This is a genomic window from Enterococcus sp. DIV0086, assembly GCF_050498705.1.
GTDB lineage: Bacteria > Bacillota > Bacilli > Lactobacillales > Enterococcaceae > Enterococcus > Enterococcus faecalis.
Genome location: NZ_JBNIDN010000001.1, coordinates 392,104 through 417,055, shown reverse-complemented (window position 1 = coordinate 417,055; position 24,952 = coordinate 392,104). Strand labels below are relative to the sequence as shown.

General features: G+C 36.2%; 20 protein-coding genes and 1 pseudogene. 4 read left to right on the top strand and 17 right to left on the bottom strand.

What is annotated here, in order from left to right; genetic code table 11:
• Window positions 1-232: 232 nt before the first annotated feature.
• The 13 genes and pseudogenes from IGI63_RS01960 to IGI63_RS01900 form a co-directional block, all read right to left on the bottom strand.
• Window positions 233-2,569 carry a cation-translocating P-type ATPase gene (locus IGI63_RS01960; protein ID WP_429975214.1) on the bottom strand — a complete coding sequence of 779 codons (2,337 nt, stop codon included), beginning with the start codon at window positions 2,567-2,569 and terminating at the stop codon, window positions 233-235.
• 128 nt (window positions 2,570-2,697) lie between these two features.
• Window positions 2,698-3,315, bottom strand: a complete 618-nt coding sequence (locus tag IGI63_RS01955) for a lysozyme family protein (RefSeq protein WP_429975213.1) — start codon at window positions 3,313-3,315, stop codon at window positions 2,698-2,700.
• A gap of 290 nt (window positions 3,316-3,605) precedes the next feature.
• Window positions 3,606-4,295: a D-allulose 6-phosphate 3-epimerase gene (gene alsE, locus IGI63_RS01950; RefSeq protein WP_429975212.1), complete on the bottom strand. Its 690-nt coding sequence runs from the start codon at window positions 4,293-4,295 to the stop codon at window positions 3,606-3,608.
• A 137-nt stretch (window positions 4,296-4,432) separates the two neighbouring features.
• Window positions 4,433-5,533, bottom strand: a complete 1,101-nt coding sequence (locus IGI63_RS01945) for a PTS fructose transporter subunit IIC (protein ID WP_002369426.1) — start codon at window positions 5,531-5,533, stop codon at window positions 4,433-4,435.
• A 109-nt stretch (window positions 5,534-5,642) separates the two neighbouring features.
• Window positions 5,643-6,092, bottom strand: coding sequence for a PTS sugar transporter subunit IIA (locus tag IGI63_RS01940; protein ID WP_368025711.1), 450 nt, complete (start codon window positions 6,090-6,092; stop codon window positions 5,643-5,645).
• A 19-nt stretch (window positions 6,093-6,111) separates the two neighbouring features.
• The gene (locus tag IGI63_RS01935) at window positions 6,112-6,429 is read right to left on the bottom strand and encodes a PTS fructose transporter subunit IIB (protein WP_002357651.1); all 318 of its coding nucleotides are present in this window, start codon (window positions 6,427-6,429) and stop codon (window positions 6,112-6,114) included.
• On the bottom strand, window positions 6,429-6,881 hold the full coding sequence (locus IGI63_RS01930) for a PTS sugar transporter subunit IIA (protein WP_010709411.1): 453 nt from the start codon (window positions 6,879-6,881) through the stop codon (window positions 6,429-6,431). Before IGI63_RS01930 ends, IGI63_RS01935 begins: the two co-directional genes overlap by 1 nt.
• A pseudogene (locus tag IGI63_RS01925) lies at window positions 6,871-8,352 on the bottom strand (BglG family transcription antiterminator). The gene IGI63_RS01930 and the pseudogene IGI63_RS01925 overlap by 11 nt, the downstream one beginning before the upstream one ends.
• Window positions 8,353-8,592: 240 nt before the next feature.
• Window positions 8,593-10,590 carry an N-acetylglucosamine-specific PTS transporter subunit IIBC gene (gene nagE, locus IGI63_RS01920; protein ID WP_002408521.1) on the bottom strand — a complete coding sequence of 666 codons (1,998 nt, stop codon included), beginning with the start codon at window positions 10,588-10,590 and terminating at the stop codon, window positions 8,593-8,595.
• A 36-nt stretch (window positions 10,591-10,626) separates the two neighbouring features.
• Entirely contained in the window at window positions 10,627-11,460 is an 834-nt protein-coding gene (locus IGI63_RS01915) for a PRD domain-containing protein (RefSeq protein WP_002357655.1), read from the bottom strand.
• A 535-nt stretch (window positions 11,461-11,995) separates the two neighbouring features.
• Window positions 11,996-13,648, bottom strand: coding sequence for a peptide ABC transporter substrate-binding protein (locus IGI63_RS01910; RefSeq protein ID WP_429975211.1), 1,653 nt, complete (start codon window positions 13,646-13,648; stop codon window positions 11,996-11,998).
• Window positions 13,649-13,665: 17 nt separating this feature from the next.
• Window positions 13,666-15,042: a transglutaminase-like domain-containing protein gene (locus tag IGI63_RS01905; protein WP_429975210.1), complete on the bottom strand. Its 1,377-nt coding sequence runs from the start codon at window positions 15,040-15,042 to the stop codon at window positions 13,666-13,668.
• A 16-nt stretch (window positions 15,043-15,058) separates the two neighbouring features.
• On the bottom strand, window positions 15,059-16,123 hold the full coding sequence (locus IGI63_RS01900; RefSeq protein ID WP_429975209.1) for a dipeptide epimerase: 1,065 nt from the start codon (window positions 16,121-16,123) through the stop codon (window positions 15,059-15,061).
• Window positions 16,124-16,398: 275 nt separating this feature from the next.
• Between IGI63_RS01900 and IGI63_RS01895 the strand changes: the two genes are divergently transcribed.
• Window positions 16,399-16,743: a metal-sulfur cluster assembly factor gene (locus IGI63_RS01895; RefSeq protein WP_002357660.1), complete on the top strand. Its 345-nt coding sequence runs from the start codon at window positions 16,399-16,401 to the stop codon at window positions 16,741-16,743.
• Between the two features lie 97 nt (window positions 16,744-16,840).
• Here the strand turns inward: IGI63_RS01895 and IGI63_RS01890 are convergent, their stop codons facing one another.
• Entirely contained in the window at window positions 16,841-17,380 is a 540-nt protein-coding gene (locus IGI63_RS01890; RefSeq protein ID WP_104845209.1) for a GNAT family N-acetyltransferase, read from the bottom strand.
• Between the two features lie 212 nt (window positions 17,381-17,592).
• A complete protein-coding gene (locus IGI63_RS01885; protein ID WP_429975208.1) occupies window positions 17,593-18,447 on the bottom strand; it encodes a hypothetical protein in 855 nt (284 codons plus the stop codon).
• A 286-nt stretch (window positions 18,448-18,733) separates the two neighbouring features.
• On the opposite strand from IGI63_RS01885, the gene IGI63_RS01880 reads away from it, so the two are divergent.
• Window positions 18,734-19,285, top strand: coding sequence for a hypothetical protein (locus IGI63_RS01880; RefSeq protein WP_429975207.1), 552 nt, complete (start codon window positions 18,734-18,736; stop codon window positions 19,283-19,285).
• On the opposite strand, the gene IGI63_RS01875 is transcribed toward IGI63_RS01880, so the two are convergent.
• Window positions 19,282-20,274, bottom strand: a complete 993-nt coding sequence (locus IGI63_RS01875) for an alpha/beta hydrolase (protein WP_429975974.1) — start codon at window positions 20,272-20,274, stop codon at window positions 19,282-19,284. The genes IGI63_RS01880 and IGI63_RS01875 overlap by 4 nt on opposite strands.
• A 146-nt stretch (window positions 20,275-20,420) precedes the next feature.
• Window positions 20,421-21,731: a diaminopimelate decarboxylase gene (gene lysA / locus IGI63_RS01870; RefSeq protein ID WP_429975206.1), complete on the bottom strand. Its 1,311-nt coding sequence runs from the start codon at window positions 21,729-21,731 to the stop codon at window positions 20,421-20,423.
• A 197-nt stretch (window positions 21,732-21,928) separates the two neighbouring features.
• On the opposite strand from lysA, the gene IGI63_RS01865 reads away from it, so the two are divergent.
• Window positions 21,929-23,809, top strand: a complete 1,881-nt coding sequence (locus IGI63_RS01865; protein WP_429975205.1) for a fructose-1,6-bisphosphatase — start codon at window positions 21,929-21,931, stop codon at window positions 23,807-23,809.
• Window positions 23,810-23,963: 154 nt separating this feature from the next.
• Complete coding sequence (locus IGI63_RS01860; RefSeq protein ID WP_429975973.1) at window positions 23,964-24,851, top strand: serine hydrolase; 888 nt, start codon at window positions 23,964-23,966, stop codon at window positions 24,849-24,851.
• Window positions 24,852-24,952 lie beyond the last annotated feature (101 nt).

The window sequence follows — 24,952 nt, the reverse complement described above, 5'->3', positions numbered from 1 at the left end:
AATGGACACATTTACACATGATTTATTGTATCACATAATCTCTGTTTTTCAAGTATCTTGTTTCAACTCAACAAAAAAAGAAAGTATCTAGGACAAAAGTCATCCTGACTCCTGCCCCAGACACTAACTCTTAAAATAATCAGTTAAACATCAAGCTTGCTCCGACTTCATTCAAGATTTAAAGAAGAACTGCATTTCTGGAGACGAATGCTTTTAACTCAACCTCTGTTTTTTATAAATCTTTAATTGTTTTTCCAGCACGTTTCATTTGTACGAAACCAATTGCTACACGTACCACAATATTAATGGCCATCATAATAAAGAAGAGACCCATTGTTTGCGAAGTTAAGAAACCAATTTCTAAAATGTTGTGGAATAACATAGCTGCTACATAAATACCAATAATGGTACTGAAAACCAAGAAAATGCGTAATGGATTTAAAGGCAGACATGCTCGAACAACAGCCATACAGCTAATTCCAACTAATAAATAATACATTAACGTCGTGGTGTCTAAAGAAGAAAATCCTTGATTTTGTCCAATCAGATAAACAGCAATGATATTCGCTACAACTAAAAGCGCATTAACAGACGCATTTTTCAAAGCCGTTGGTAAAAACTTCCCGACAACTTTTCGTTTGTCCCCTTCGAAAGATAAGAAGAAGGCTGGATATCCTTCAATTGCTAAATCAATCAAGGTCACTTGAATCGGAATGAACGGGAACGCAATGGCCGTTAAGGCACAAATGATTGAGAGAATAAACGAATAAATCGTTTTAATGAAGAAAACGCTGGAAACTCGGGTTACATTATTTACCACACGTCGTCCTTCAAATAAGACATCTGGTAACGTTGTAAAATCAGAATCTAGTAAAACTAGATTAGAAATTTGCCGAGTAGCGCCATCTCCTTCTGCCATGGCGATACTACAATCCGCTTCTCGTAACGCTAAAACATCGTTGACGCCATCGCCGGTCATCGCCACCACATGCTCTGTGTCTTTCAACTCACGTACAATGGTTCGTTTTTGCTGAGGCGATACACGTCCAAACACTGTGTATTGCTGAACTGCTTCACGCACTTCTGCTTCTGTCGTTTTGGTCGACAAATCAATATAAGACTCATAACCGGGTAGCCCAGCACGACGAGCAATATTTGAAACAGTCACCGGATTATCACCAGAAATTACTTTTAAGTCGATTCCTTCTTCTTTTAGATAAGCCAGTGTTTCTTTGGCATTTTGGCGAATTGGATCATCAATTTCTAGAATTGCTAATGGCTCTAAATAAGGCATTTTGGTTTCGTTTAACGGTTGTTGTTCCGCAATGGCTAACATCAAGACGCGATACCCATTCTCTTGTGCTGTAAAAACAGCTTCTGGCAACCGACTATCGTCTACCAAACGCTCAGGAGCCCCTAAATAAACTGTCCCAATTTCTGGAAATTCAATAGCCCCCCATTTTCGTTCAGAAGAAAAAGCCAAGACTTCTTTTGCGCCAAATCGATTGGATACTTCATAATAATCACGAATTGCTTGCATTGTAATATTATTATCCGTACTTTCAGATAGGTAGCTTCCGATAATCTGTGGGAAGAGTTCTTCATATTTGTCATGCAAGATAATCGCCTTTTGCACTTTCATTTTACCTTCTGTAATCGTTCCAGTTTTATCTAAACACAAAGTGTCCACATGGGCCAATGTTTCAATTGAGTACATATCTTGTACTAGAATACGTTTTTTGGCTAACTTAATGACACCTGTTGTCAGCGCAATACTAATTAATAGTACTAATCCTTTTGGTAACATCCCTAACAAAGCAGCTGCAGAAGCAACAACAGATGTTTTAATGCCAGCATCTCTTAACCAAAAAGCTTCAACAAATAAAATAATCCCCAGAGGAATAATCACCCAACTTGTAAATTTAGAGACTTTACGAATCGAATTGACTAACTCTGATTGAATTGGTTTATGCACTTTGGCTTCTTGGGTGATTTTCACAGCATAGTTTTCGGCACCAACGTGGATAACACAGGCATAGGCTTGTCCGCTAACAATGAAACTTCCAGAAAGCAAGGTATCGCCGATTTCCTTTTCAATTAAATCTGATTCACCTGTTAACAACGCTTCATTCGCTTCGACTTTACCGTCAATAACTTCCATATCAGAAGGAACTTGTTCCCCTGCAGAGATAATAACAATATCTTCCATAACTAGTTCTTTTGTATCAATTTCTTGTTGTACGCCATTTCGAACAACATGAACATTTTCTTTTGCCACAATAGATAATTTTTGAACTAAATTACGGGCATGAATTTCTTGGAAAATCCCGATTGACATGTTCACAATAATAATCGCTAAGAAAGCCAGATTGGAATACGCTCCGACAAATAGTAAACAAACAGCGATTGCAAAGTTTAAAAAGTTGAATAACGTCATGACGTTATCAAAAATAATATCTTTTGTAGATTTTGCTACATTTTCCTCATAATTATTTTGAAGGCCTAACTCTTTCTGCTTGGCAACTTCTTCTGTACTTAACCCTTTTTTCAGGTCGACTTTATTCAACATCCAGCTCTTTCCCTACCTTTTCAATTAATCAGTTACATCCCTTCTAGTTTACTTGCATTTTCATGAAACTGCAAGAAAAGCCTAAAAAATTCCTGTAAGTTGAAAGAATTCTTTAGACTTTTCTCGTTTTAATTTAACTTTTCAATAAACCAACGATTCATTTTGACAATTTCCGCATAGAACATATTGCCACCATTTTGATAAAGGTAACCACCATTGTAAACTAACGCTTGCCAACGATAATAACGATATTTCGTATTTTGGTCATTCCCTAGCAACGGTGAAAGGACTTCTCTTGAATATTCTTCTGCTAACTCTGTCGTGTGTTTCCCGCCGCGTTCTTTAACAAACTGAATATAATCCAGTCCATAATTATATGCTTGTACGCCTGTCCATTCATCACAGCCAGCTTCTTTTGCTTTCGCTAACGCTTCCGCGAGAAATTTGACGCCATGTGCGATACTTTCCGCTGGTGTTTCAATCACTTCTTGTTGTCCATAAACACTTTCACTGCTCTGCATAATATCGCCAGATTTCCCTTTAGACTCTGTATAGATAATCGCTAAAGCTAATGTTTTGTATTCAGGTATTTTATTTTTTTTGACTTCTGCTTCTACTTGTTTTTCAAAGGTCATTACCGTTTCAACATTTTGATGTATTTTATAGCCAAGATAGCCAAGACCAGCAACTAAACCAACAAACAAAAGTAGCATGATTTTATAAATTATTTTTCTTACTCTACGCATCGAATCATCCAAACTTTTTCTTTTAAGATACGTTCTATGTTACTTGAAATAACTGAAAAAAGCGAAGTTTTTGTTACTTCTTTAGTTTTATTTAATAAAAGTAACTTTTTTGTGAACAAACCGTAACTTCGCAAGATTGAACGTTTTCACCTAGAATAGAATAACAAGTAATTTTGTTCTATTGGCGCTTATTTATTGCATCAAAAAAGCCCAGATAAGAATGAACAAAATTCTTTTCTAGGCTTGACTTTATACAACTTATCTATTCTTTTAACAAACAGTCAAATGTTTTATGGAATTTTTTTCCCAGTCATTTCTTCATAGTCTCTACTCATCATTCTCCAAGCTTTTTCAATATCTTCATTCAATCCAAACAATCCGCTTCTACCAACAATATAAATATCAGGTCCTGCAGCATCAATTCGCTTAAATGAATTTCTATTCGATGAGCCGTCCATTTCAATTACATAACGATACCCTTTTTCTTCACGTAAATTACGAAGAGCAACAATTTTATCAAGTGTTCCTTCAATAAATCGCTGGCCAGCAAAGCCTGGATCAACGGTCATGATTGTGATTTTATCCAACAATTCAATATATGGAAAGATTGATTCAATAGGCGTTTCGGGATTAAGGACGATCCCTGCTTTAAGATTAGCATTGTGAATTTGGTCAATTAGGCGAAATGCTAGACCATCTAAAACCTCTGCATGCATACAAATCCATTCACATTTGATATCTACTAGTTGTTGTACCCAAAAGCTTGGATTCGTAACCATTAAATGGGCAGATACTGGGAGCTTCGAAATTTTTCTTAACTCCTCAATAAACCACGGAGATAATGTAATGTTTGGCACATAGTGACCATCTATAATGTCTATGTGATACGAAGCAACATGATCATTCAAAAAGGTGATTTGTTGTTTAAACTTGTCCAAATCCATCGTCATTAGTGACGGAGAAAATTCAACTTTGTTCATTCTAATTTTCAACTCTTTCTATCTGATTATTTGGTTGATGTTTTTGAAAATTTTTCTAACTCGTTATATTCAGACGTTGACACATCTCTGACAGGCAATATAAATTGCATTAATTTTGTTGCGCTTTTTCATTTTGTTTAGAAAATCTGAATATCTTCCAAGTTTATCTCCTCTTCTTCTTTTTCTACTAAAGCTTCCATATCTTTCTCAGTTACATCTTTCTTAATAATAGCTAAAACTAAACCGGTAACCACAGCGTTTACAACAATTGCAATAATGCCAGCCAGCGGTTTACTCATTGTTGGAATCATTAAAACACCGCCAAATGGAACAGTCGCATCTGCCCCTAAGATCATTGTTGTTGCGCCACCCACGAAGCCGCCAATCGCTGTAGCAATGACTCCTCGGACAATATCATTCATAACTAAAGGAATAACACCTTCAACAATGTTAATCACGCCCATTGGTACGGCAGACTTTAACGTTTCAACTTCTAGTTTTGTATAAATATTTTTTCTAAATAATTTAGCAAAGAAGAAAGCTAATCCAAAGCCTATTGGCGTTGCTGTATTTACTAATTGCAATGCTGTAATTGGTCCATTAAGTCCTTCCGCTTGCATTGTCAAAACAAAGGCAAAAACAGTTTTGTTAATGGGTCCGCCATAGTCTATACCACTTAATAAACCAATTACACCACCAAAAATTAATAATGACGAGTTACCTAAGCTATCTAAAAAGTTCGTTAATAATGAAGTAAATGCCGTTATTGGGGTCCCGATAATATATACCATGATTAATCCACCAGTAATTGAGGTTAAAAATGGAATAATTAATGTTGGCATTAACCCTCTCGCCCAGTTTGGTAATTTCACATATTTTAAAATAGCTAATACAAGATATCCTGCCAAGTAACCACCTAAGATACCACCAATAAAGCCAGCGCCAACTGCATTCGCAGTTAAACCAATAATAAAGCCCGGAGCAATTCCAGGTTTACCAGCGATTGAAAAGGAAATGCCAGTAGATATAACAACCGGCAGTAAGCCTAAGCCAGCGCCACCCATAGTAGCTAAAGCATCCCAAAGCGAAAATTCACCTGGCACCAAGGTTCCTTGACTTGAGCCACCAAACCCCATACCAATTGCAATTAAAAAGCCAGCGCCACAGACAATTGGAATTAAATATGAGATTGCTGTTAATAAATGACCTTTAAGATTTAACTCTTTTAGTTTTTTCATTTTTATCCTCCTAAACATTGTTCTTTTCATTTTATTTTCTATTTAAAAAAATTACTGTTGTGGATTCTTCTGTAGAAAACATCCACAATATGCTGTCTTAGTAATTTCATTAAGAGAATGCCTTTACTACATCCTCTGGCGATTTTGATTGAAGGAATTCTCTCACTACTTCATCATTTCCGAGTTTTCTGGCAAACAATGATAATAGTTTAAGATGGCTAGTTGTTTCTTTATGATCATTACCCACAGCAAAAAGAATGATTCCTTTTACGCCATTATCATCTAAAGATTCCCAAGGAATTTCTGTACCATTAATACCAATGGCCACGCCTATTTTTTTTACATACGCACTTTTGCCATGTGGAATGGCTAGATAGTTTCCGATGCCTGTTTGGCCTTCCGCCTCTCTAGCATAGATATCTTTTATAAAGCCTTTTTCATCTGAAATATTGCCATTTTCAAGCAAAAGATTGGCTAATTCTTTTAACGCTTCCTCTTTTGTATTTACATTCATATTCGTTTTAACGGTTTTTAAGTCAATGATATCCTTTACTTCCATTACAATTCCTCCTAGAAGATTACTTTTCTTGTGTCATAACTTCTTCTGCTTTTTCAATTAGTTTAGTGGGTGATTTTACAGCAACTTCTGTAGGTACTTGAATGATTCGTTTCCCATCAAAACGCTCTCTTCCAGAAATTTTTACATCAATGGCTAATATAACAATGTCCGCTTCCTTAATTTGTTCATCCGTTAGTTTGTTTTCAATCCCAATGGTCCCTTGTGTTTCTACATGAATCTCAACTCCTGCTTTTTTTGCAGCGTTCTCCAATTTTTCTTGTGCGATATATGTGTGAGCAATTCCTACTGTGCAGGCTGCTACGCCGACTATCTTCATTATTTTTCCTCCTCAAATTTTTCTATAATTTTATAAAAATCTGTTTCTGTTTTTAAACGCAACAACTTTTCTAAGAAGTCTTCATTTGCTAATTTTCTAGTAAATCGACTGATTTCTTTTTTTACTTTTAACTGTTCATTTTCTTTTAGTAAGATGACAATAATTAATTTCACTTGCTTAATGTCTGCCGTCCATTCTTGGATTTCTGTTTTTAAGCCAATCAGATATATTTCACTTTTTTTCAAGAGTGCATTCTCTAAATGTGGCAAGACAACTTGCTCTGCAATCTGATTACTTCCCATCTTCTCACGATTTACCAAAGATTCCTCAATCTGCTTTTTTTCTTCGAGCGTTAACAAAGGTGCTGCTGTTTCTGCAATGAATTGATATACTTGCTGTTTTGAAAGAAGTTCTTGGTTTAGGAAAACTTGGTATAAAGGATTAACGTTCATGATAGATTTCCTCAACTTTTCTTTGTAATCGATACTGATCATCCATTGTAAACATGGCACTTACCAACAATGATTTAATGGGGACCTTTTCCTATAAATGAATCGTTGTAAGAATCAATTCAATATCAGAATAATCTTTTAATGATTTCTTTATATTTCGTGTGGCAATAATTTCAACAATTTGTAATTCAGGGAATTTCTTTTCAACTTTTACTCTCAATAGTTCTGAAGTTCCAATTCCAGTGGTACACATAATCAAAGTACGAATAGGTAACTGATTGGTTTCAATCATTCGCGCAAAATACAATGTAATAAACCCATTCTCATCTTCGTTTATAGCCGGCAGTTGATAGTTTTTACTTACTTGCTTAGAAACTTGCACAATTTTTCTGAAAATTGTTTCATACGTCATTTTTATTTGATCCAATAAACTATTCTTAACATGTATGCCGTTTTCAAGACGATTTATCATTGGTTTTATATGACTAGCCAATTCAAGAAGTAGCTGATCATTATCAGTTAAAATTTTTAGTTGTGCACTCATTTCCTCTAAATAAAATTGAGTAATTTGCATTACTTTGAAAGAAAAATTAGTTACTTTACTAAACGAACCTTGCATCCTAGAAGAAACCAAATATTGATATAAGTAATAAATTTCAACGTTAGGCAGTCTCTTATTTAAATAAGTTTCAATCTGTTGAATCGTTGTTTGCGCGACCTTTTTGAGTACTAAGTCCTTTGTTAATTCTTGTTCTTCTTCGTTAGATAATTGGTATTTTTCAGAAATAGCTACTTTTCGTGAACGACTAATTAAGATATAAAGATTCGAAAAGATGTTTACGTTATATGGATGTGGAATAGTAATATCCAGTTTTTTTTCAATGTTCCTGACTTGATCTAACGTAAAAAGGACATCATAATTATTAAAATTTAATGCTTTGTTGTTTCGAAGATCCTCAATATCGATAATGTTCAACAGTTGTATTCTATCGGAAATGGCTTTCCTGATAGCTCTTTCCTCACCGATAATTGCCAACGTTCGATTTTTCCGTTTGAGTGTTAAATCATATTTCTTTAAATCTTCGGATAATTGTTGTTCATCGCTAAATATCACAGAATCGCCAACATAATATCTTGCAAATAATTCATAAACATTTTTAGCTTGTGGAGAAGCTAACAACAATTCCTCCAGAATTCGATTGCGTCTTTCCCTTGGCGAAAAATCACTTTCTTTTTCGACTAAATGTCGATTCTGTTCCATAAATCGTTCATAGTCTAGCTTGTATCCTCGTCCTTTCTCAGATAATATGAGTGAACCTTCTGAAAATTCATCGTTAATTTTTTTTATCAAACGATAAACTGTCTTAGGAGAAGTACTTAGGCAGTTTGCCAATTCTTCTGCAGTCATATAATCTTGTTTTTTTGAGAGAAGTAACAACAATTTTTGTCCACGTTCTTTTTTCGAACTCATAGCAACCCCTCCTTGATATATTTATTATAATCCATATAAAAGAAAACGCTTCCTTGTTTTCTGTCCGTTACATTGGCCATTTTTGTGAGTGGTTAAAGTGTTCAATTATGCGAAACTTTCTAAGGCTATTTATAAATAAAAATCTGCAGAGCAAGCGATTTTGAATTACTGGCTCTACAGACACTAATACTTTCAAAGAATACAAAAAAGGGCTGCCTTACGGCTAGCCCTTTTTTACTTTTATTTTACGGTAACATTTCCGATTACATCATTCATTGAAGTCGTTTGACCTGCTTTTTGTAAATCGTATTGAGCAACAATATCTTGATTTGTGAAAACAACAATTAAATCTGATTTTTTGCCAGCTTGTTCTAATGCCGCTAAATCAATGGTTGCAATTTTATCGCCTTGTTTTACAACTTGGCCTTCTTCAACATGTAATGTAAATGGTCCACCTTGTAACTCAACAGTATCTAGACCCATGTGTAATAATACTTCAATGCCTGAATCTGTTTGGATACCTAACGCATGTTTTGTTGGGAAAATGCTAGTAATTTTACCAGCAACGGGTGTTGAAACTTCGCCGTCTGTTGGTACGACAGCAAAACCGTCACCCATCATTTTTGCTGAGAAAACATCATCTGGTACTTCAGAAATAGGAATAACTTTCCCATTCGCTACAGAATATAATTCAGTTTCTTTTGTTGAAACTGGTGCTTTTTCTTCAACAACTGGTTTAGAAACAGGTGTTTCTTTGACTGGTGTTGCTGGCGCTTGGTGGTTATATAATCGTTGCATTTCGTCAGCAACAAATTGTACTTCCGTACCAACGATCACTTGGATATTGGTGTCATCAATGACTTTCACACCTGGAACCCCAGTTGCTTTAATTTTTGCTTGATCCACTTTGCCTGTATCTTTCACTGTTAAGCGTAAACGAGTTGTACAGTTATCAATAGAAGTTACATTAGCATCAGCGCCTAAACCATCATAAATACGACGAGCTAGAGAAGCAAATTTGTTGTCACCTTCTGCAACATCTGGCGTTTCTTCGCCATCGCCTTCTTCACGTCCTGGTGTCATTAAGTTAAACTTAGTGATTGCAAAACGGAAACCGAAGTAGTAAATTGCCGCAAAGACAAGTCCTTGAACCACCAACATCATTGGGTGATTTGCGACTGGGTTTTTCAAACTTAAGAAGAAGTCTACAAAACCTGCACTAAAGGCAAAGCCAGCTGTCCAATGCATAAACGCAGCGAATGCTAAAGAAATACCTGTAAAGACTGCATGTAAAACATATAAAGGCCAAGCAACGAACATAAATGAGAATTCTAAAGGTTCAGTAACGCCTGTAAAGAAAGCCGCAAAACCAGCAGCTAACATTAATGAAGCTGTAACTTTTTTCTTCTCAGGACGTGCACATTGATAAATAGCAAACGCGCCTGCTGGTAAACCAAACATCATTACTGGGAAGAAACCAGCTTGATACATCCCTGTTTGTCCTACAATTGCTTTACCAGTATCTAACGCTTGTTGACCAGCTAAAAAGTTCCCAATATCATTGATACCAGCAACATCAAACCAGAAAACAGAATTCAAGGCATGGTGTAAGCCTGTTGGAATTAATAGTCGGTTAAAGAAACCATACAAGCCAGCTCCTACGAAACCTAAGCTAGAGATTCCTTTACCAAAAGCAACTAATCCGTTATAAACAACTGGCCAGAAGAAGAATAAGACAGCTGAGATTGCTAACATCGAAATAGCTGACATAATAGGAACTAAACGTTTTCCACTAAAGAATGATAAAGCCATTGGCAATTTCACACCAGAGAAACGATTATACATTGCCGCAGCAACTAAACCAGCGACAATCCCGACAAAGACATTGTTGTCCATGCTGTTGAAGGCTGGGTTTACTTCAGCAATATCCTTGAAGCCTTTAATGGCTTGGATAGAAGCAGGCGCTAAAACAGTTTTTGGCACTAAATAAGCGACTAAACCAGCTAATGCTGCCGATCCATCTTTATCTTTTGACATTCCTAACGCTAAACCAACCGCAAATAATAATGCTAAGTTGTTTAAGATAGCCAAACCACCATTCATTAGAAAAGTTGTGGCTGGACTAGCGCCGATTGTTCCCACGATCCAGTTAGCAATACCGACTAATAAAGAAGCCGCCGGTAATACAGCAACTGGTAACATTAACGAACGTCCCATTCTTTGCATATACGCTTTCATTATACGTAACTCCTCACATAAACTATTTAATTTTTATTATTTGGTCATTCTTAATCGTTCAATGTGAATCGATAAATAACCAAGTTCTTCATTTGGTACTTGATAATGAAAATTTCTCATTAATAAGACTTGTACTTTTTTTGAGATTTCATAGCTTTCAGCATACTTTTTCTTTACGACTTCCAAAATTTCTTCATCTAAAACAGCGTATTGATTTTGTTGGAAGCGATGAATAAACAAACGTAAATGATTCACCAAACGTGAATAACTGAGACTATTTTTATCATCATGAATATCAATAGCCAATTCCTGCTCGATTAAATGAATAATTTCAGAAACGATTGTAACTTCACGGATACTTTTACTATTATCAGTACGCCCGCTGCGAGCACTATGGATATGAATTGCAATATATCCCGCTTCATCATAACTAAATGGAATCTCTAAGGTTTGTGTTAAATATTCTACAGCCCATTGAGCAATAGCAAATTCTTCACTATATAAAATCTCAATTTCACTTAAAAGCTTGTTCCGAACAATAATATTATTTTGAATATTTTCAGCTGCAAAAGCAATGTGATCACTCAACCCAATATTAATATGTTCATTCAACTTTTCACCCAATACCGTTTCAGCATGTTGGATAATTTCTTCACTCGCTAAAAAGTATTTGTCTTCAATTTGTGATAGCAGTACTTGAAGTTTTTTCAGTCCTTCTGGCTCCATCACAAACATCCGCTCCACCAATTGTCGAGATAAGACATCATTTTTAGTCTTATTAAACCCGACGCCTTTACCGACAGCTACTTTCTCCTGTCCTTCGTCAAGAACAAGTACAGCATTTTGATTTAGCACCTTTTTAATTTTCATAAATGACCCTCTTCTGCAGAAGTAATTCTAACATCTTCAGTGAAAACAACAAAAAAAGCATAGAACAATCCCGTTAAACATGTTGCGTAACCATTGTACACCACATTGTATTACGAAATTCTTCCATGCCTAGTATTATCTAGTCACATGAAAACGCTATTCATTTGTTAACAGTGCTTATTCTAACGAGTATCATTATTTTTGTCAACCTTTTTCAATTATTTTTTTATTAATTGTTGACTATTAACAAAAAAGAAGCTCTTATCGGGAAGAGGTCGGGACAGAAGTGTTTAACTCCGAGAACCAAGTAGGTACGATGATTTCATCTGTTCATGCTTCACAGTGAAACATCGCAACTCTTAGAGCTGTAGCTCTTTTGAAGGCTGTACTGTGACGAGACGCATGTCGAGAAAACACCTTAGAAGTTGTTGAGATCGGAGCAACGCGTAGTGTTGTTTCTGTTCCCGCCGTTTATCAGTTTTTGAGCGTGGAGCAAAAATCCAAAGTGATTTTTGTCCCACGCTCGTTCACTAATTTATTCTTTATAGGCATACTTATATGTGCTCGTTGCACCGAAGTTATGATACTGAATACCTTTGACACCTGGTCGTATAAGCTGACTACGAGCCTCTTGGTATAAAGGAATTAAAGCGGCATCTTCTTCCACCAATACTTTTTCAGCTTTAATTAATGTTTGCCAACGAGTTTCAGGATCATTTGCGTATTTAGTTGTTGCTTCTTCAACTAGTTGATCAAACGTTGGGCTAGAATAGTTCATACGGTTACCACTAACTGAGCTTTCTAAGAAAGTCATTGGATCCTGATAATCGGGTCCCCACATGCCAACAGACAATTCATAATCCCCTTTTCTCATTAATTCAATCGCATTATTTAAAGGAACTGTTTTGACATTAATAGTGAGACCAGGCAACGTTTCTTGTAACTGGCCTTGGATAAATTCAGCAACTTTTCGGTCACTATCACCATCTCTTGAAAGAAGTTCAATGGCTACATCTCCGTTTAGCTCTGCTTTTGCTTTATCTAAATACTCTTTGGCTTTTTTGGCGTCTGTTTTGACAAGGGCGCCTGCTTCTTGACGAAAATCTTCATTCGTTTCTGGGTTATATACAAATTTTTCTGGAATGTACCCATAAATTTCTTTTGAACCATCTGCTAAAATATTATCGACTAAACTTTTTTTATCCAAAGCATAAGCTAAAGCTTTGCGGACATTCTCATTTGCAAAAATGGATGGTTTTTCGTTTCTTTTTTGGTTTAAACGTAAGGAATAGACTTTTGACCGTTCGATTGCTTCATAGTCTGGGTTGTCTCGATTTTGTTTAGCAAAATCTCCTGTTAAGACAGCCACATCTAATTCACCTGATTCGTACAAATTATAAACGGTATTGGTTTCTTTAAGAACTTCAAAATGAATCGTTTCTGATTTTACTTTTTCTTTATCGTAATAGTCGGGATTACGCACAAAATCCCACGACATCGCTGACTGATCCCAATTTTTCATTAAAAACGGACCATTAGATACAATCATTTCACTAGAAGTGCCATAGGCTTGTCCTTTTTCTTTCACGAATGCTTCGTTTTGTGGGAAAAATGGAGAAAATGCCAATAACGACGTAAAATACGGTATAGGCTTTTCCAAAGTAACCTCCAAAGTATAATCATCAAGCGCTTTGACACCCAATTCCTCTGGTGCTTTTTCCTCTTTTGTAATAGCTGTTCCGTTCAGAATCGTTCCTTCTAACAAGAAAAAGTAATTGGCTTGGTTTTTGGGATTCGCTAATTTACGCCAAGCAAAAACGAAATCATTGGCTGTTACAGCATCACCATTGGACCACTTGCCATCTTCTCTTAGTTTAATGGTATATCGTTTGCCATCCTCAGAAATTTCTGGCATCTCTTTAGCGGCAGCAGGTATCAGTTGATCCTTCTCATCTAATTGATATAGCCCTTCAAAGACATTGGACTGTGCGTTAATACTGGCTTCATCTTGTGTAAAAATAGAATCCATTGAACCGATTTCCGAGTTCTCCATTAAATTTAAAACTTTTTTCGAGACACTGGTTTTCTCAGTTGCTTTCTCGTCTATTTTTGTTTCTGCTGTTGTGCCACAACCTACCAAGACCGTACTAACAAATAACATAATCCCCATCATTTTTAACTTTTTCATACTATTCCCCCTATGTGTCAATCAAACGGCAACTCTTCCATGGAAAGCCGTTCTTGCGAAACTATCAAGCATGCGTAGGGCAAGCCCTCATTTTCGTACTCAAATTCTCCCCGCTGGTTGTCAATTGGGTCTGCACGCAATTGCATTTTCGCCGGCTGAAAGTCTGCCTGGATCTCACTATTTGCGACCATTCTAAAAACATCTAAATTGCCGAAATAATGATTCCACCGCTGTCTATCCCCGTCTCGGTAAGCACCTCCGCCAAAAGATAAATCCGCAAAGAGCCAGCCGTACGGTTCTATATAAAATTGTGCCCAATCATGACAGCCTGTATAATGTGTAGAAACATATAATCCCGATTGCCATTTGGCTGGTATCCCTGCAATCCGACAAAGCGTGATAAACAAAATCGCTTGCACGCCGCAGTCACCTTTTAAATTAGTTGCAGCATACTCTGAAATATTGGAAATTGTAAAATATTCACGCATGAAAGAATAATGAATCTTTGTCGTCACAAAGTCATAAATCAAGCGTGCCTTTTTTAAGGGATTACTTTCATCGCCCACAATCTCATCTGCTAAATTTCTTAAATAAGGCGTGAATTGAATATGCGGTAACTGTTCCTCTAAATCAAAGCTTGGTTGCATTTTGTCTACGTTATTTTCTTCTAACTGTTGGTAAACCATCCGATTAACATAACAATATTCAACTGTAAACGTTTGATTTTCTTTTAAGATTGTTTCAAAACACAGTGTTCGTTGAGGCGCATCTTCTGCCGCAATATAGGTTGCTTCAGGTGACGTAGCTAGGATTTCAATTTCTGATTGTTGTTGACACGCTTTGGGCAGCGGCAAATGGACACGAACACGCTCACCTGGACGCTCAAATTCTTTTTCCACCTGAATGGTGGCTTTAATTGTTGTTCTCACTTTTCTACCACCGTTTTTTTGCATTTGTTCGATGTTCTCTTTTAGTTCTTTTTTGCGGAGAATTTCTAATTGATTGCTTTCTGCTTCCCGCAAACGTGCAACATATGCCGCATTTGTTTTAATTAAATTGGCCAAAAATCGAAGTTGGAAATACGGTTCACCATCAATATAAACCCAGTCCACTAATCCCGTTTCTTTTAAACGAATTAATTCCTCTGTTTGATAATCCTGAAAAGTGTCTCTCATCATTTGATCAGCTTTTGCAAAGCTATGAGGATACTCATTCATACGCATCATTTTAATGACATCTTTTTCAATTATCAAACGTTCTTTTAATGCCTGCGGAAGTTCTTTTGTCAACCAAAAATCAATGGCAATATCCGCACTTGCAAAATCGCCAAATTCTTTCACCCTTTGAATTTCCTCAGGCAAAGGGACACTAAGATACTTTAAATCATACTTCATTTGCTTTACTCCTTTTTTAATGAGAAATGCCTAATCCAGCTGCTTCTCCTAATTCCAATAATGGTTTTGCTTCTAAGGATACGCCCCCAGTTACGGGCGCAGTTTCTAAACCGAATGTCGCATCTAAATCTGCTCGTGTGATATTCTTTTGAGCAGCAGCTAAATGGGCAGCAGCCGTGATGCCAATGGTTGTTTCTTCCGCCATGCAACCAATCATGCATTCGATGCCTGCTGTTTCACAAATCTGATTAATTTTCAGCGCTTCATGAATGCCGCCACACTTCATTAATTTTATATTGATAACATCGACTGTGCCTTTTTTAACTAATTCCAACGCATCTTGAGCATCAAAACAGCTTTCATCAGCCATAATTGTCGTATTAACTTGTGAAGTAACGTATTTTAGACCTTCTAAATCGCGTCTTTTAACTGGCTGTTCCACTAATTCAATTTGATAATCTGCTAATTCTTGAATCGCTTTAACTGCATCTTTGGGCGTCCAAGCCTGATTCGCATCTAAGCGGAGCTTGATATCAAAGCCAACTGCTTCACGAATCGCTTTTACTCTTGAGATATCAGCTTCAATTCCTGTTCCGACTTTAATTTTTAATGTATCAAAACCTAGTTTGACTTTTTCGACGGCTTTTTGTGCCATCACATTTGGTTCATCAATACCTAGTGTAATATCCGTTATTACTTGGTTATCATAGCCGCCTAACAATTGATAAAGAGGCAGTTGGGCTTTCTGACCCATCAAATCATAACAAGCAATATCGATAGCTGCTTTTGCCGCTGGAGCGAAAGCAGATATTTTATCCATTACTTCATGAATTTTCTCAATATTAAAGGGGTTTAAGCCAATGATTGCTTGGCCAAATAATTCGATCGTTTCAAGCGTGCCAGCTAACGTTTCACCGGTAATAAAAATGCCTGGGCCTCCTTCTCCATATCCAATAAGTCCCTCTTCTGTTTCAATTTCCACAATTGCACTATCCGCGGATTCAATCGTCCCCAAAGCGATTGTAAATGTTTCTTTCAGCTTGATTTTTGATGCCCTAACATGTACCTGCTTAATTTTCATAAAATCCTCCCTTTGATATTTTCAATTGACTGAAAATTCAGTTTTTTAAAAATATCCAAAAATTAAATTTAGATTGTTATCGATCATTCTAAACTCATTGTTTTCTAATGTCAACAAAATAATGAGATTTTGATTAAAATAAAATGAATTTCGAATTTTATGAGCTTTTTTAATAAATCAGTAAATTCCATGACATGTGAGATACTTCTCATTTACAAACATTCTTAAAAAAGGTATGATAGTAAAGAGGCAACTTGCAAAGGAGTAGAAGACGAATGAGTGAACAACCTCAACAACGTTCAACCGAAGAAGTTGAAGCAATTAAAGAAGATATTTTAACTGCATTAGAAACAGTGATTGACCCTGAATTAGGCATCGATATTGTTAATTTAGGACTAATTTATGAAGTTGAATTTGCAGAAGAAACTGGTGATACTGTCATCAAAATGACCTTAACCACAATGGGTTGTCCGTTAGCAGATGTTTTAACAGAACAAATCCATGGTGTTTTAAAAGATATTCCTGAAGTGAATAATATCGAAGTAAAATTAGTCTGGTACCCTGCTTGGACAACGGATAAAATGAGCCGTTACGCACGAATTGCTTTGGGTATTCGCTAGTTATTTCGAGGCTAATGATAAAAAACATATGAAAGAACTGATTGGTCCGTTCTTTCATATGTTTTTTTGTTTGTTTAATTTACTTATTTGAAAAAAACTACCTGATGCTATCAATACTTGGCTTTTTCCAAATTTTTGCTACTGGATGGAAGTCTAATAAAAACTGTAGCTGCGTTCCACCGAAGCCTGACGCTCCAGCAAACATGATATGAAAAGTGAGCCCTCTATCCATAATCAGATACCCTGTATCCAGCACGCCATTTCTTTCATAAAACTGATAACGTTTTTCTCTTTGGGCTTCATTCGCTGCATTTTTGCCAATTTCTTCACTCTCCAAAAGAACCCCCTTAGGATAACGTGTCTTCAATAACGCTAACACGGTTGAACCTAATCGTTTGTTTCGGTGGTGCTGATCAATTGCAAAGAAAAAGACATAGGTTGCTTCAGGTGCAATTTGACTATTTAACAAAATCCCCACGTTCTCATCCGCCTCTTGAATAACAAACAAATGAAATTTTCCTGCTTGAGAAGACGTCAATAATTGATCAAACGGCAGTCTCTCTTCTTCTGGAAAAGCTTCTATGTAGGTTGCTTCCCAATAGGCTTGATTTTCTTGATTTAATAATGTGAATTGCATAAAAGCTCCTTTCTAAAATGATTGCTTCGTACTAATAACTTTTGTTACTTACATAAGACCTAAAAGTTATTTAAACATGCGACTGGTTATCCCTATACGCAATTATTTTTTGATACTAATCTAGTAGTTTAATTGTTCTCTGTTTCTGAGTCAATAAAAGAGCACAAGATTCGAGTCTTTCAACATTTAGCGAAAAGGCGATTCTTATTTCATTACAACCGATTCACTATTCGCTGCCCTCTTTTTTCTATTCGTTGATTTACTTGAACTAAATATTCATTTATCTCCTCTATATTCTGAGGTAAGATAAACGAGTCTTTTTTCAAATGATTTTTCCATAGCGCTACTGGTTGATACTGTTCATTTAAAAATGGTTGCATCTCATACGTATGAACGTAGCTTTCCCATGAATGAAATGAAGCTAAAAATATCGAAAGTTGTTCTAAAGAATAATCCCAATAATCTTTAAACGATAAACTTCTTCCCCTGTTAAACCCTAGTGGAACTACTGTAATGTTTCCAATTGAATGGGTAAGCTCGGCAAAACGCTTTAATTGTGGGTCCTGATGAACTCGATCAAATTTAGTAAAATTGTCGAGAAGGAATTCATTCCATGTATATTTTTTGGGTACAGGATTTGGTAAATAGTCAGGAAAAACTTGGTCAAAATAAGTTAAATATTGGTCCGAAATCACAGCCGATGCCCCGGAATCATGAGGCGGATACTTGCTATTTACTGCAAGCAAATTCTGTTCAGAAGGTTTTTCTAAATAGCTTTCTTGATTTTCCCCAATTACTTCCGCTGGTCTAAAGAAATCGGGATAAACAAGTTGTAACATAATTTTATACGTTGTCCAAAATGAGTTCATAATATCTTTGTGCGCGGTCGCCTTCCCAGTTAACTTTAAAAAAACATCCTCCACAACCTCGTACTTTTCAATATGGACATTCGATGTTCTAGCTTTTAAAATATTTTTAACTGGCTGCTGTTGGTCATACTCTTGACCCAAAAGCAACTTCTTTAAATCATCTTTCGCTGAAATTGTCTTAACTGTAATCTCCGCCACTTTGAATAACTCCCATCCTACGATTTTCTCTATATTCTTTTATATTATTATACTAGAAAAACGCTCCCTCCTGCCCTTTTTTAATCAACAAATCAGCAATTAGAAAACACCAACGAAACAGAAGTGCAACACTAGCATGCGAAAAAATGCGATCGGCAACTTATTTTTTAGACACTCTGTGTGTTTCGTATAGTCGAGGCTGGTTGCGTGTATTTTTTTCAAGAAAATTGAGAACAGCTATGGTATAGTCAAAACTACGATTATTTCAAACACGGAGCGACAGTTTATGGAAATGTACCAAGTAATTAGATATTTTTTAAATGAAATGGAGAAAAAGATTTGGCATGCCTTGTTAACATTAGTACTTTTTTGTCTTTATATTTCCATTTTTGATGTGCCTTTTACAATTAAAAATACATTCATCGGCAGACTACTTTTCCCGAAAGCTTTTATGAATGCAGGAAGTGCGAATCTGATTTTTTATTTGATTAGTTTTTTTGGTTTTTTATGGTCAATTTTCATTTTTGCTTATCTATTGAATAAGACACGCCTCAAATTATTAAATAAAACCTTTCCTTATCTTTTGGAAATATTAGAAGTCTGTATTTTGCCTTTAGTGATTCTTTTTGCTTACATTTATATTTATTTGCGGGTCCATGGCGAAGGTTTCAGCTATATACGAGAATCTCTTTTACAGCAAGAGTTAACTTATTCAATGAAATGGTTCCTTTGCCTTGGTAGTTTGGCGCCGTTATTTTTCTTTTTAAGCACTTTAAATTTAGCTAAACGAGTCAGACAAAAAAAGACATGGACTCATGAAAATCCATGTCTTTTTTAGTCGGATATTATTTTTACTGCAGGACAGTTTTCTTCCAAAAATTCAAAAATACTACTGTAATAATTTTCAGGTTCGTAGACACTTGAAGATAAATGTGGTGCTTTAGCAACAATGAGGCCTTTTTTTATCCCCTGAGTTGCCGCTAAATTTTCTTCAAACATTATCATTGGAACAAAGCGATCACCTGTACCGTGAATAAAGAATGTGGGCAACGTATTTTTGTGTAATTGTCTCACGGAAGAAGCGGTTTTCAATTGAAAGCCATAGTTATTTAATGCTAATTGATTAGCAATTGTTAAAATAGGAAAAGCGGGTAAATGAAAAGATTCATGTAGGACATATTTAAATTCATCATAAACAGAAGTGTAGCCACAATCCACTATTAATCCGCGGACATTCGTTGGTAACTTTTCACCACTTGCCATCATGACAGTAGCCGCTCCCATGGAACCGCCCACTAAAATAATTTCTGCTTCCATATCAATGGCAAGAACTTCACTAATCCAACTTAATAAATCTAACCGATCCAGCCATCCCATCCCAATTTTATTCCCTGAACTTTTCCCGTGCGCACGCAAATCGGGAACTAAAACATTGTAGCCTTCTTCTGCAAAACGTAATGCAGTATATGCCATATCGCGTTTTCCGTTTGAACGATAACCATGCACACAAATCGCCCAACGATGGTTATCTGGATAAGGAATAAAGCACCGTGCATACAATGTTTCATCTTTAATTTTCAACCAACGATCTTCAGCAAAAGACTCTGTCCAAAAAGCTTCGCCTTCTTGTTTTTGTTGTTCTTCTATTTTTGTATATCTTGTTTCACGTTCTTGAAAATTATCAGGATTTAATAACCGATGCCCTTTTTTATGATACCAAGGGTTGTCTTTAAGCAACGCAATTTTCAAAAAATAATTGGCAATGTAAAAAGAAAAAACAACGCCAATCATTGCAAAAATGATCAGTAACCCGAGGAGCCATTTCATCTGCAAATCACACCCTCTTCTAAAGTATTTCCTTCTTCATTTAATATACTATGGATTTTTCATTTCTGAAAGAAATCACCCTTACATTTTGTTATTTTTTGAAAAAAAAGCAGCCGTCTCAAAAAGAGGCGGCTACTTTTAATCTATCAACAATCCAACGTTGTCATATCTTCATATGTCTCACGGCGAGCAACTAATTTTGCTTGTCCATCTTCGACAAAAACCACCGCTGGTCGAGGATTTCGGTTGTAATTACTTGCCATTGAATAACCGTAAGCCCCAGTACTACTAATGGCCAATAAATACCCTGCTTTAACTTCTGGCAATAAAATATCTCGAAGTAAGACATCTCCTGATTCGCAATATTTACCAACCACTGTGACTTTCTTGACTGAATCATGCCCATCACGATTCGCTAGAAAACAATCATAAACTGCTTGATACAAAGCAGGCCGTATATTATCACCCATGCCACCATCTACGGAAACAAAATGACGAACACCAGGAACCTCTTTTTGCGCGCCAACTGTATATATCGTTGTGCCCGCTTCGGCAATTAAACTGCGGCCTGGTTCAATCCAAAGCTCAGGCAGTGGATACCCTAATTGTTCACAATGACCTTTCAAGGAATAAACAATTTTTTCAACAAATGTTGCTGGTGCTAATGGCTCATCTTGCTGCGTGTACTGCACACCAAAACCACCACCCATATTTAAAACACGTGCTGTAAATTGATGGACTTGCCGCCAGTCTTCTAAAATAGTGAACATTTTTTCAACAGCAGCTAAAAAGCCTTCCACAGCAAAAATTTGCGAGCCAATATGGCAATGGACCCCTTGCACATCAAAAGAGGGATTTGATAAAAGGCGAACGAGCGCTTCTGTTGCCTGGCCACTTGCAACATCAAAACCAAATTTTGAATCTTCTTGGCCTGTCAAAATGTAATCATGTGTTTCTGCATCCACACCAGGACTCACCCGAAAAAGAACTTTTTGTGTTTGGTTTCGTGTAGTTAATAATTCTTCCAACAAGTCAATTTCGTAAAAATTATCAATGACAATTGTACCTATTTTGTTATCCAAAGCATAACGTAATTCTTCAGGGGTTTTATTATTTCCATGGAACTCAATTTCCGCTGGCTCCATGCCCCCTTTTAAAGCTGTGAATAGTTCTCCACCAGAGACAACATCACAAGCAATATCTTCTTCCTTTAACACTTGATAAATAGCTAAACAACTAAATGCTTTACTTGCATAAACCACTTTATTTTTGATACCTAATTGATTTAACGTTTGTTTAAAACCACGTGCTTGTGCGCGAATATGAGCGACATCATAGACAAATAACGGCGTCCCGAATTTTTGCGCCAACTTTACGGTGTCACAACCACCGATTTCTAAATGATTTTCCCGATTCATTTTTGCTGTACCAAATAACATGTTTTCCCGCCCCTTCATTTCGTTTTATTAAAAATCATAGCATAAAACCCAGTAGCTTCCTATAATTTTCCACATTTTTCTCTGACTTTCTCCTGTTGCTTTTTTTCGCCAAATAGCCTACAATAATTGGCATACGAATAAAAAACCTTTATTATCAAGACTTTAATCTTTTAAATAAAAATTGGTATATACGAAAAAGAAAGAAGGCAGATGACTTGGCTACACTGAACCGCGATCAACAAATTGAAGAAATTATTAATTTGGAAGCAATTTTGAATTTACCGAAAGGAACAGAACATTTTGTCAGTGATTTACATGGTGAATTTGAAGCTTTTGACCATATTTTAAGAAATGGTTCTGGGCGAATCCGAGAAAAAGTTCAATTTTTATTTAAACAAGAATTAAATGCCCATCAGATGGACGAGCTTTGTTTTATTATCTACTATCCAGAAGAAAAATTAACACTTTTAGAAAATGAAAGCGCCCTCTCTTATGAATGGTGGCTATTAACGATTCGTCGTCTGGTTGAAATCGTCCGTTCTTCTTCGATGAAGTACACACGTTCTAAAGTTCGTAAAACCCTTCCTGAAACTTATGGGTATATTCTCGAAGAATTGATTTATCAATATGATGAAACAACAACCAAAAATGGTTACTATCAACAAATTATTGAAAAAATTATTTTACTAGGTGAAGCCAAACGTTTCGTGACAGAATTAGCTTATCTAATCCAACGTCTGATTATCGATCACCTACATGTTATTGGGGATATCTATGACCGGGGGCCAGCACCAGATAAAATTATGGACCGATTAATGTCCTATCACTCCTTGGATATTCAACTAGGCAATCACGATATGATTTGGCTGGCTGCTTATAGTGGTTCACTGGCTTGTTTAGCCAATGTAGTACGTATTTGTGCTCGCTATGGAAATTTAGATTTGTTAGAAGAACGTTATGCTATCGATTTAACCGCCTTAAAAAAATTTAGTTTAGAAACGTATAAAGAAAATCCTGCTTTTGCACCCAAGAAAAATCCCTATCGTGCGTTAACTGAAGCTGAAAAACAAATAGCGATGCGTGTGCAACAAGCCATTGCCATTATTCAAGAAAAACTAGAAGGCCAAATTATTGGTCGACGTCCTGATTTTAACTTGGCACATCGGCTACGCTTAGATAAGATTCAAGGGGAAACTATTACTTTTGACGAATGTCGTTATACATTAATTAACAGCTGTTTCCAAACCGTTTCTGAAGAGCAGCCTTACCAATTAACACGTGAGGAAAAACAGATAATTGATGATTTATTAACGCAATTTCAGTCTTCGCCGCGGTTAACAAAACACATGCGCTTTCTAATGGAAAAAGCTTCTCTTTACCTTGTGTATAATCAAAATTTATTGATCCACGGCTGTCTGCCTCTGAATGCGGACGGTACTTTTCAAGCTTACACATTTAAAGGCCACTCCTATTCAGGAAAAGCTTTAGTTGACTTCTTTCAGAAAATGTTAGAAGAAGCATACACTCAGCCTGCTATTACAGATGACTATGCGACAGATTGTTTATGGTATCTTTGGTGTGGCGAAGGTTCCTCATTATTTGGCAAACGAGCTATGAAAACCTTTGAGCGTTATTTTCTCGCTGAAAAAGAAACACATTACGAAGAAAAGAATCCTTACTACTCTTTGCGTGATACGGTTGAAGTTTGTGAAAGAATCCTAGATGAATTTGAAGTGACTGGTGAAAATCGACATATCATTAATGGCCATACACCAGTTAAACGAACAAAAGGCGAATCGCCGATCAAAGCAAATGGCACACTTCTCGTAATTGACGGCGGCTTTTCAAAATCTTATCAGACAATTACTGGAATTGCTGGTTATACATTATTGTACAACTCGTTCGGGTTACAACTGACCGCGCATAAATCTTTTTCTAGTAAAGAAACAGCCATTTTAAATAATCAAGACATTCATTCCATCAAACAAGTCATCGATCGCCCCTTACAGCGGTTATTGGTGAAAGATACCACTATCGGCAAAGAGCTATTAAAGCAATCGCAAGCACTCCAAAAACAAATGAAACAAAACCAGTAGTGCCGTTAAAAAGACGCTTGCGCTCTTATCCGAAAAATGATTAAATGGAGGAGTTGAGAAAAATATCTATTAGAGAAACGGAAAGGGTTTTACATTGAAGAAACAGCAACTCTCACTTTACGGCACCATTTTCTTTCTTTGCTTTTTCCTAATTGTGGGCTTCTTCTTCTCAAGTCGTGGCGAAGATTATGCCAAAGAATCTGAACAAAAAGTTACAATTGATTCCGCCAAACATGAGAAGCATACGAAAGACAAGGAAGAAAATAATTCAGCAAATACAGTATTTTTTGATAAAATAAATGACCTGCTCGTCGCTTCTGTCAAAGAATTTGAAGGAACGGTCGGGATTAGTTATTTAGATTTAGAAACTGGCGAACAACGTTCCGTGAATGGCCAACATGAATTTTATACAGCTAGTACTATTAAAGTGCCACTGACGATGTTAGTCGCCGACACGGTTGCTTCTGGTCAAAAAAAATGGACAGACCTGATTCCTTATAACGCTGAAGAAGATTATGAAGAAGGAACTGGGATCATTGCCTATAATATCCAACCAGAATATCCATTAAAAACGTTACAAGAATATGCCATCACCTATTCTGATAATATCGCTAAAAATATGCTCTATGATACATTGGGTGGTGATGCAAAAGTAAAACGAGAAATGTATCAGCGTTATTTGCACAAGTCACCTTCGATTGAAGAACCACAATTTTCTTCGGAAGATGCGCTAGTTATTCTACAAAGATTATATACTGAAAAAGCAACAAAACCAGATTACCAAGCGATTTATGATTCTATGAAACAAAGTGTTTTCCATGAAAGAATGGAAACTCCCACAACTCAAGGAAAAGTTGCTCATAAAATTGGTTCCTATGATGAATTTATTCATGATATGGGGATTTTAGAAACACCTCACCCCTTTGCTTTAGCAATTTTTACTAAAGGACCTGATAATGCTAAGAGTGCTGCGTTTATTGCTTCAGTGACAGATAAGTTATGGCAATTACAGGTGTCTGAATATCCTAATGATAACCATTGATAATGAAAATAAAAGCATCTTTTTTTAATGACAACGCTCAATAAAAAAGATGCTTTTTTTAGTAGTTATATTAATTAAAATATTTGTATTTCCCATAACCT

Excerpts from the sequence above, each read along its gene's own strand:
- IGI63_RS01915 (WP_002357655.1), bottom strand. The coding sequence starts at position 11,460 with ATGAAAATTAAAAAGGTGCTAAATCAAAATGCTGTACTTGTTCTTGAC.
- IGI63_RS01910 (WP_429975211.1), bottom strand. The coding sequence starts at position 13,648 with ATGAAAAAGTTAAAAATGATGGGGATTATGTTATTTGTTAGTACGGTC.
- nagE (WP_002408521.1), bottom strand. The coding sequence starts at position 10,590 with ATGAAAGCGTATATGCAAAGAATGGGACGTTCGTTAATGTTACCAGTT.
- IGI63_RS01895 (WP_002357660.1), top strand. The coding sequence starts at position 16,399 with ATGAGTGAACAACCTCAACAACGTTCAACCGAAGAAGTTGAAGCAATT.
- IGI63_RS01940 (WP_368025711.1), bottom strand. The coding sequence starts at position 6,092 with ATGGAAGTAAAGGATATCATTGACTTAAAAACCGTTAAAACGAATATG.
- IGI63_RS01905 (WP_429975210.1), bottom strand. The coding sequence starts at position 15,042 with ATGAAGTATGATTTAAAGTATCTTAGTGTCCCTTTGCCTGAGGAAATT.
- IGI63_RS01960 (WP_429975214.1), bottom strand. The coding sequence starts at position 2,569 with ATGTTGAATAAAGTCGACCTGAAAAAAGGGTTAAGTACAGAAGAAGTT.
- IGI63_RS01875 (WP_429975974.1), bottom strand. The coding sequence starts at position 20,274 with ATGAAATGGCTCCTCGGGTTACTGATCATTTTTGCAATGATTGGCGTT.
- lysA (WP_429975206.1), bottom strand. The coding sequence starts at position 21,731 with ATGAAGGGGCGGGAAAACATGTTATTTGGTACAGCAAAAATGAATCGG.
- IGI63_RS01890 (WP_104845209.1), bottom strand. The coding sequence starts at position 17,380 with ATGCAATTCACATTATTAAATCAAGAAAATCAAGCCTATTGGGAAGCA.
- IGI63_RS01930 (WP_010709411.1), bottom strand. The coding sequence starts at position 6,881 with ATGAACGTTAATCCTTTATACCAAGTTTTCCTAAACCAAGAACTTCTT.
- IGI63_RS01900 (WP_429975209.1), bottom strand. The coding sequence starts at position 16,123 with ATGAAAATTAAGCAGGTACATGTTAGGGCATCAAAAATCAAGCTGAAA.
- IGI63_RS01880 (WP_429975207.1), top strand. The coding sequence starts at position 18,734 with ATGGAAATGTACCAAGTAATTAGATATTTTTTAAATGAAATGGAGAAA.
- IGI63_RS01935 (WP_002357651.1), bottom strand. The coding sequence starts at position 6,429 with ATGAAGATAGTCGGCGTAGCAGCCTGCACAGTAGGAATTGCTCACACA.
- IGI63_RS01955 (WP_429975213.1), bottom strand. The coding sequence starts at position 3,315 with ATGCGTAGAGTAAGAAAAATAATTTATAAAATCATGCTACTTTTGTTT.
- alsE (WP_429975212.1), bottom strand. The coding sequence starts at position 4,295 with ATGAACAAAGTTGAATTTTCTCCGTCACTAATGACGATGGATTTGGAC.
- IGI63_RS01945 (WP_002369426.1), bottom strand. The coding sequence starts at position 5,533 with ATGAAAAAACTAAAAGAGTTAAATCTTAAAGGTCATTTATTAACAGCA.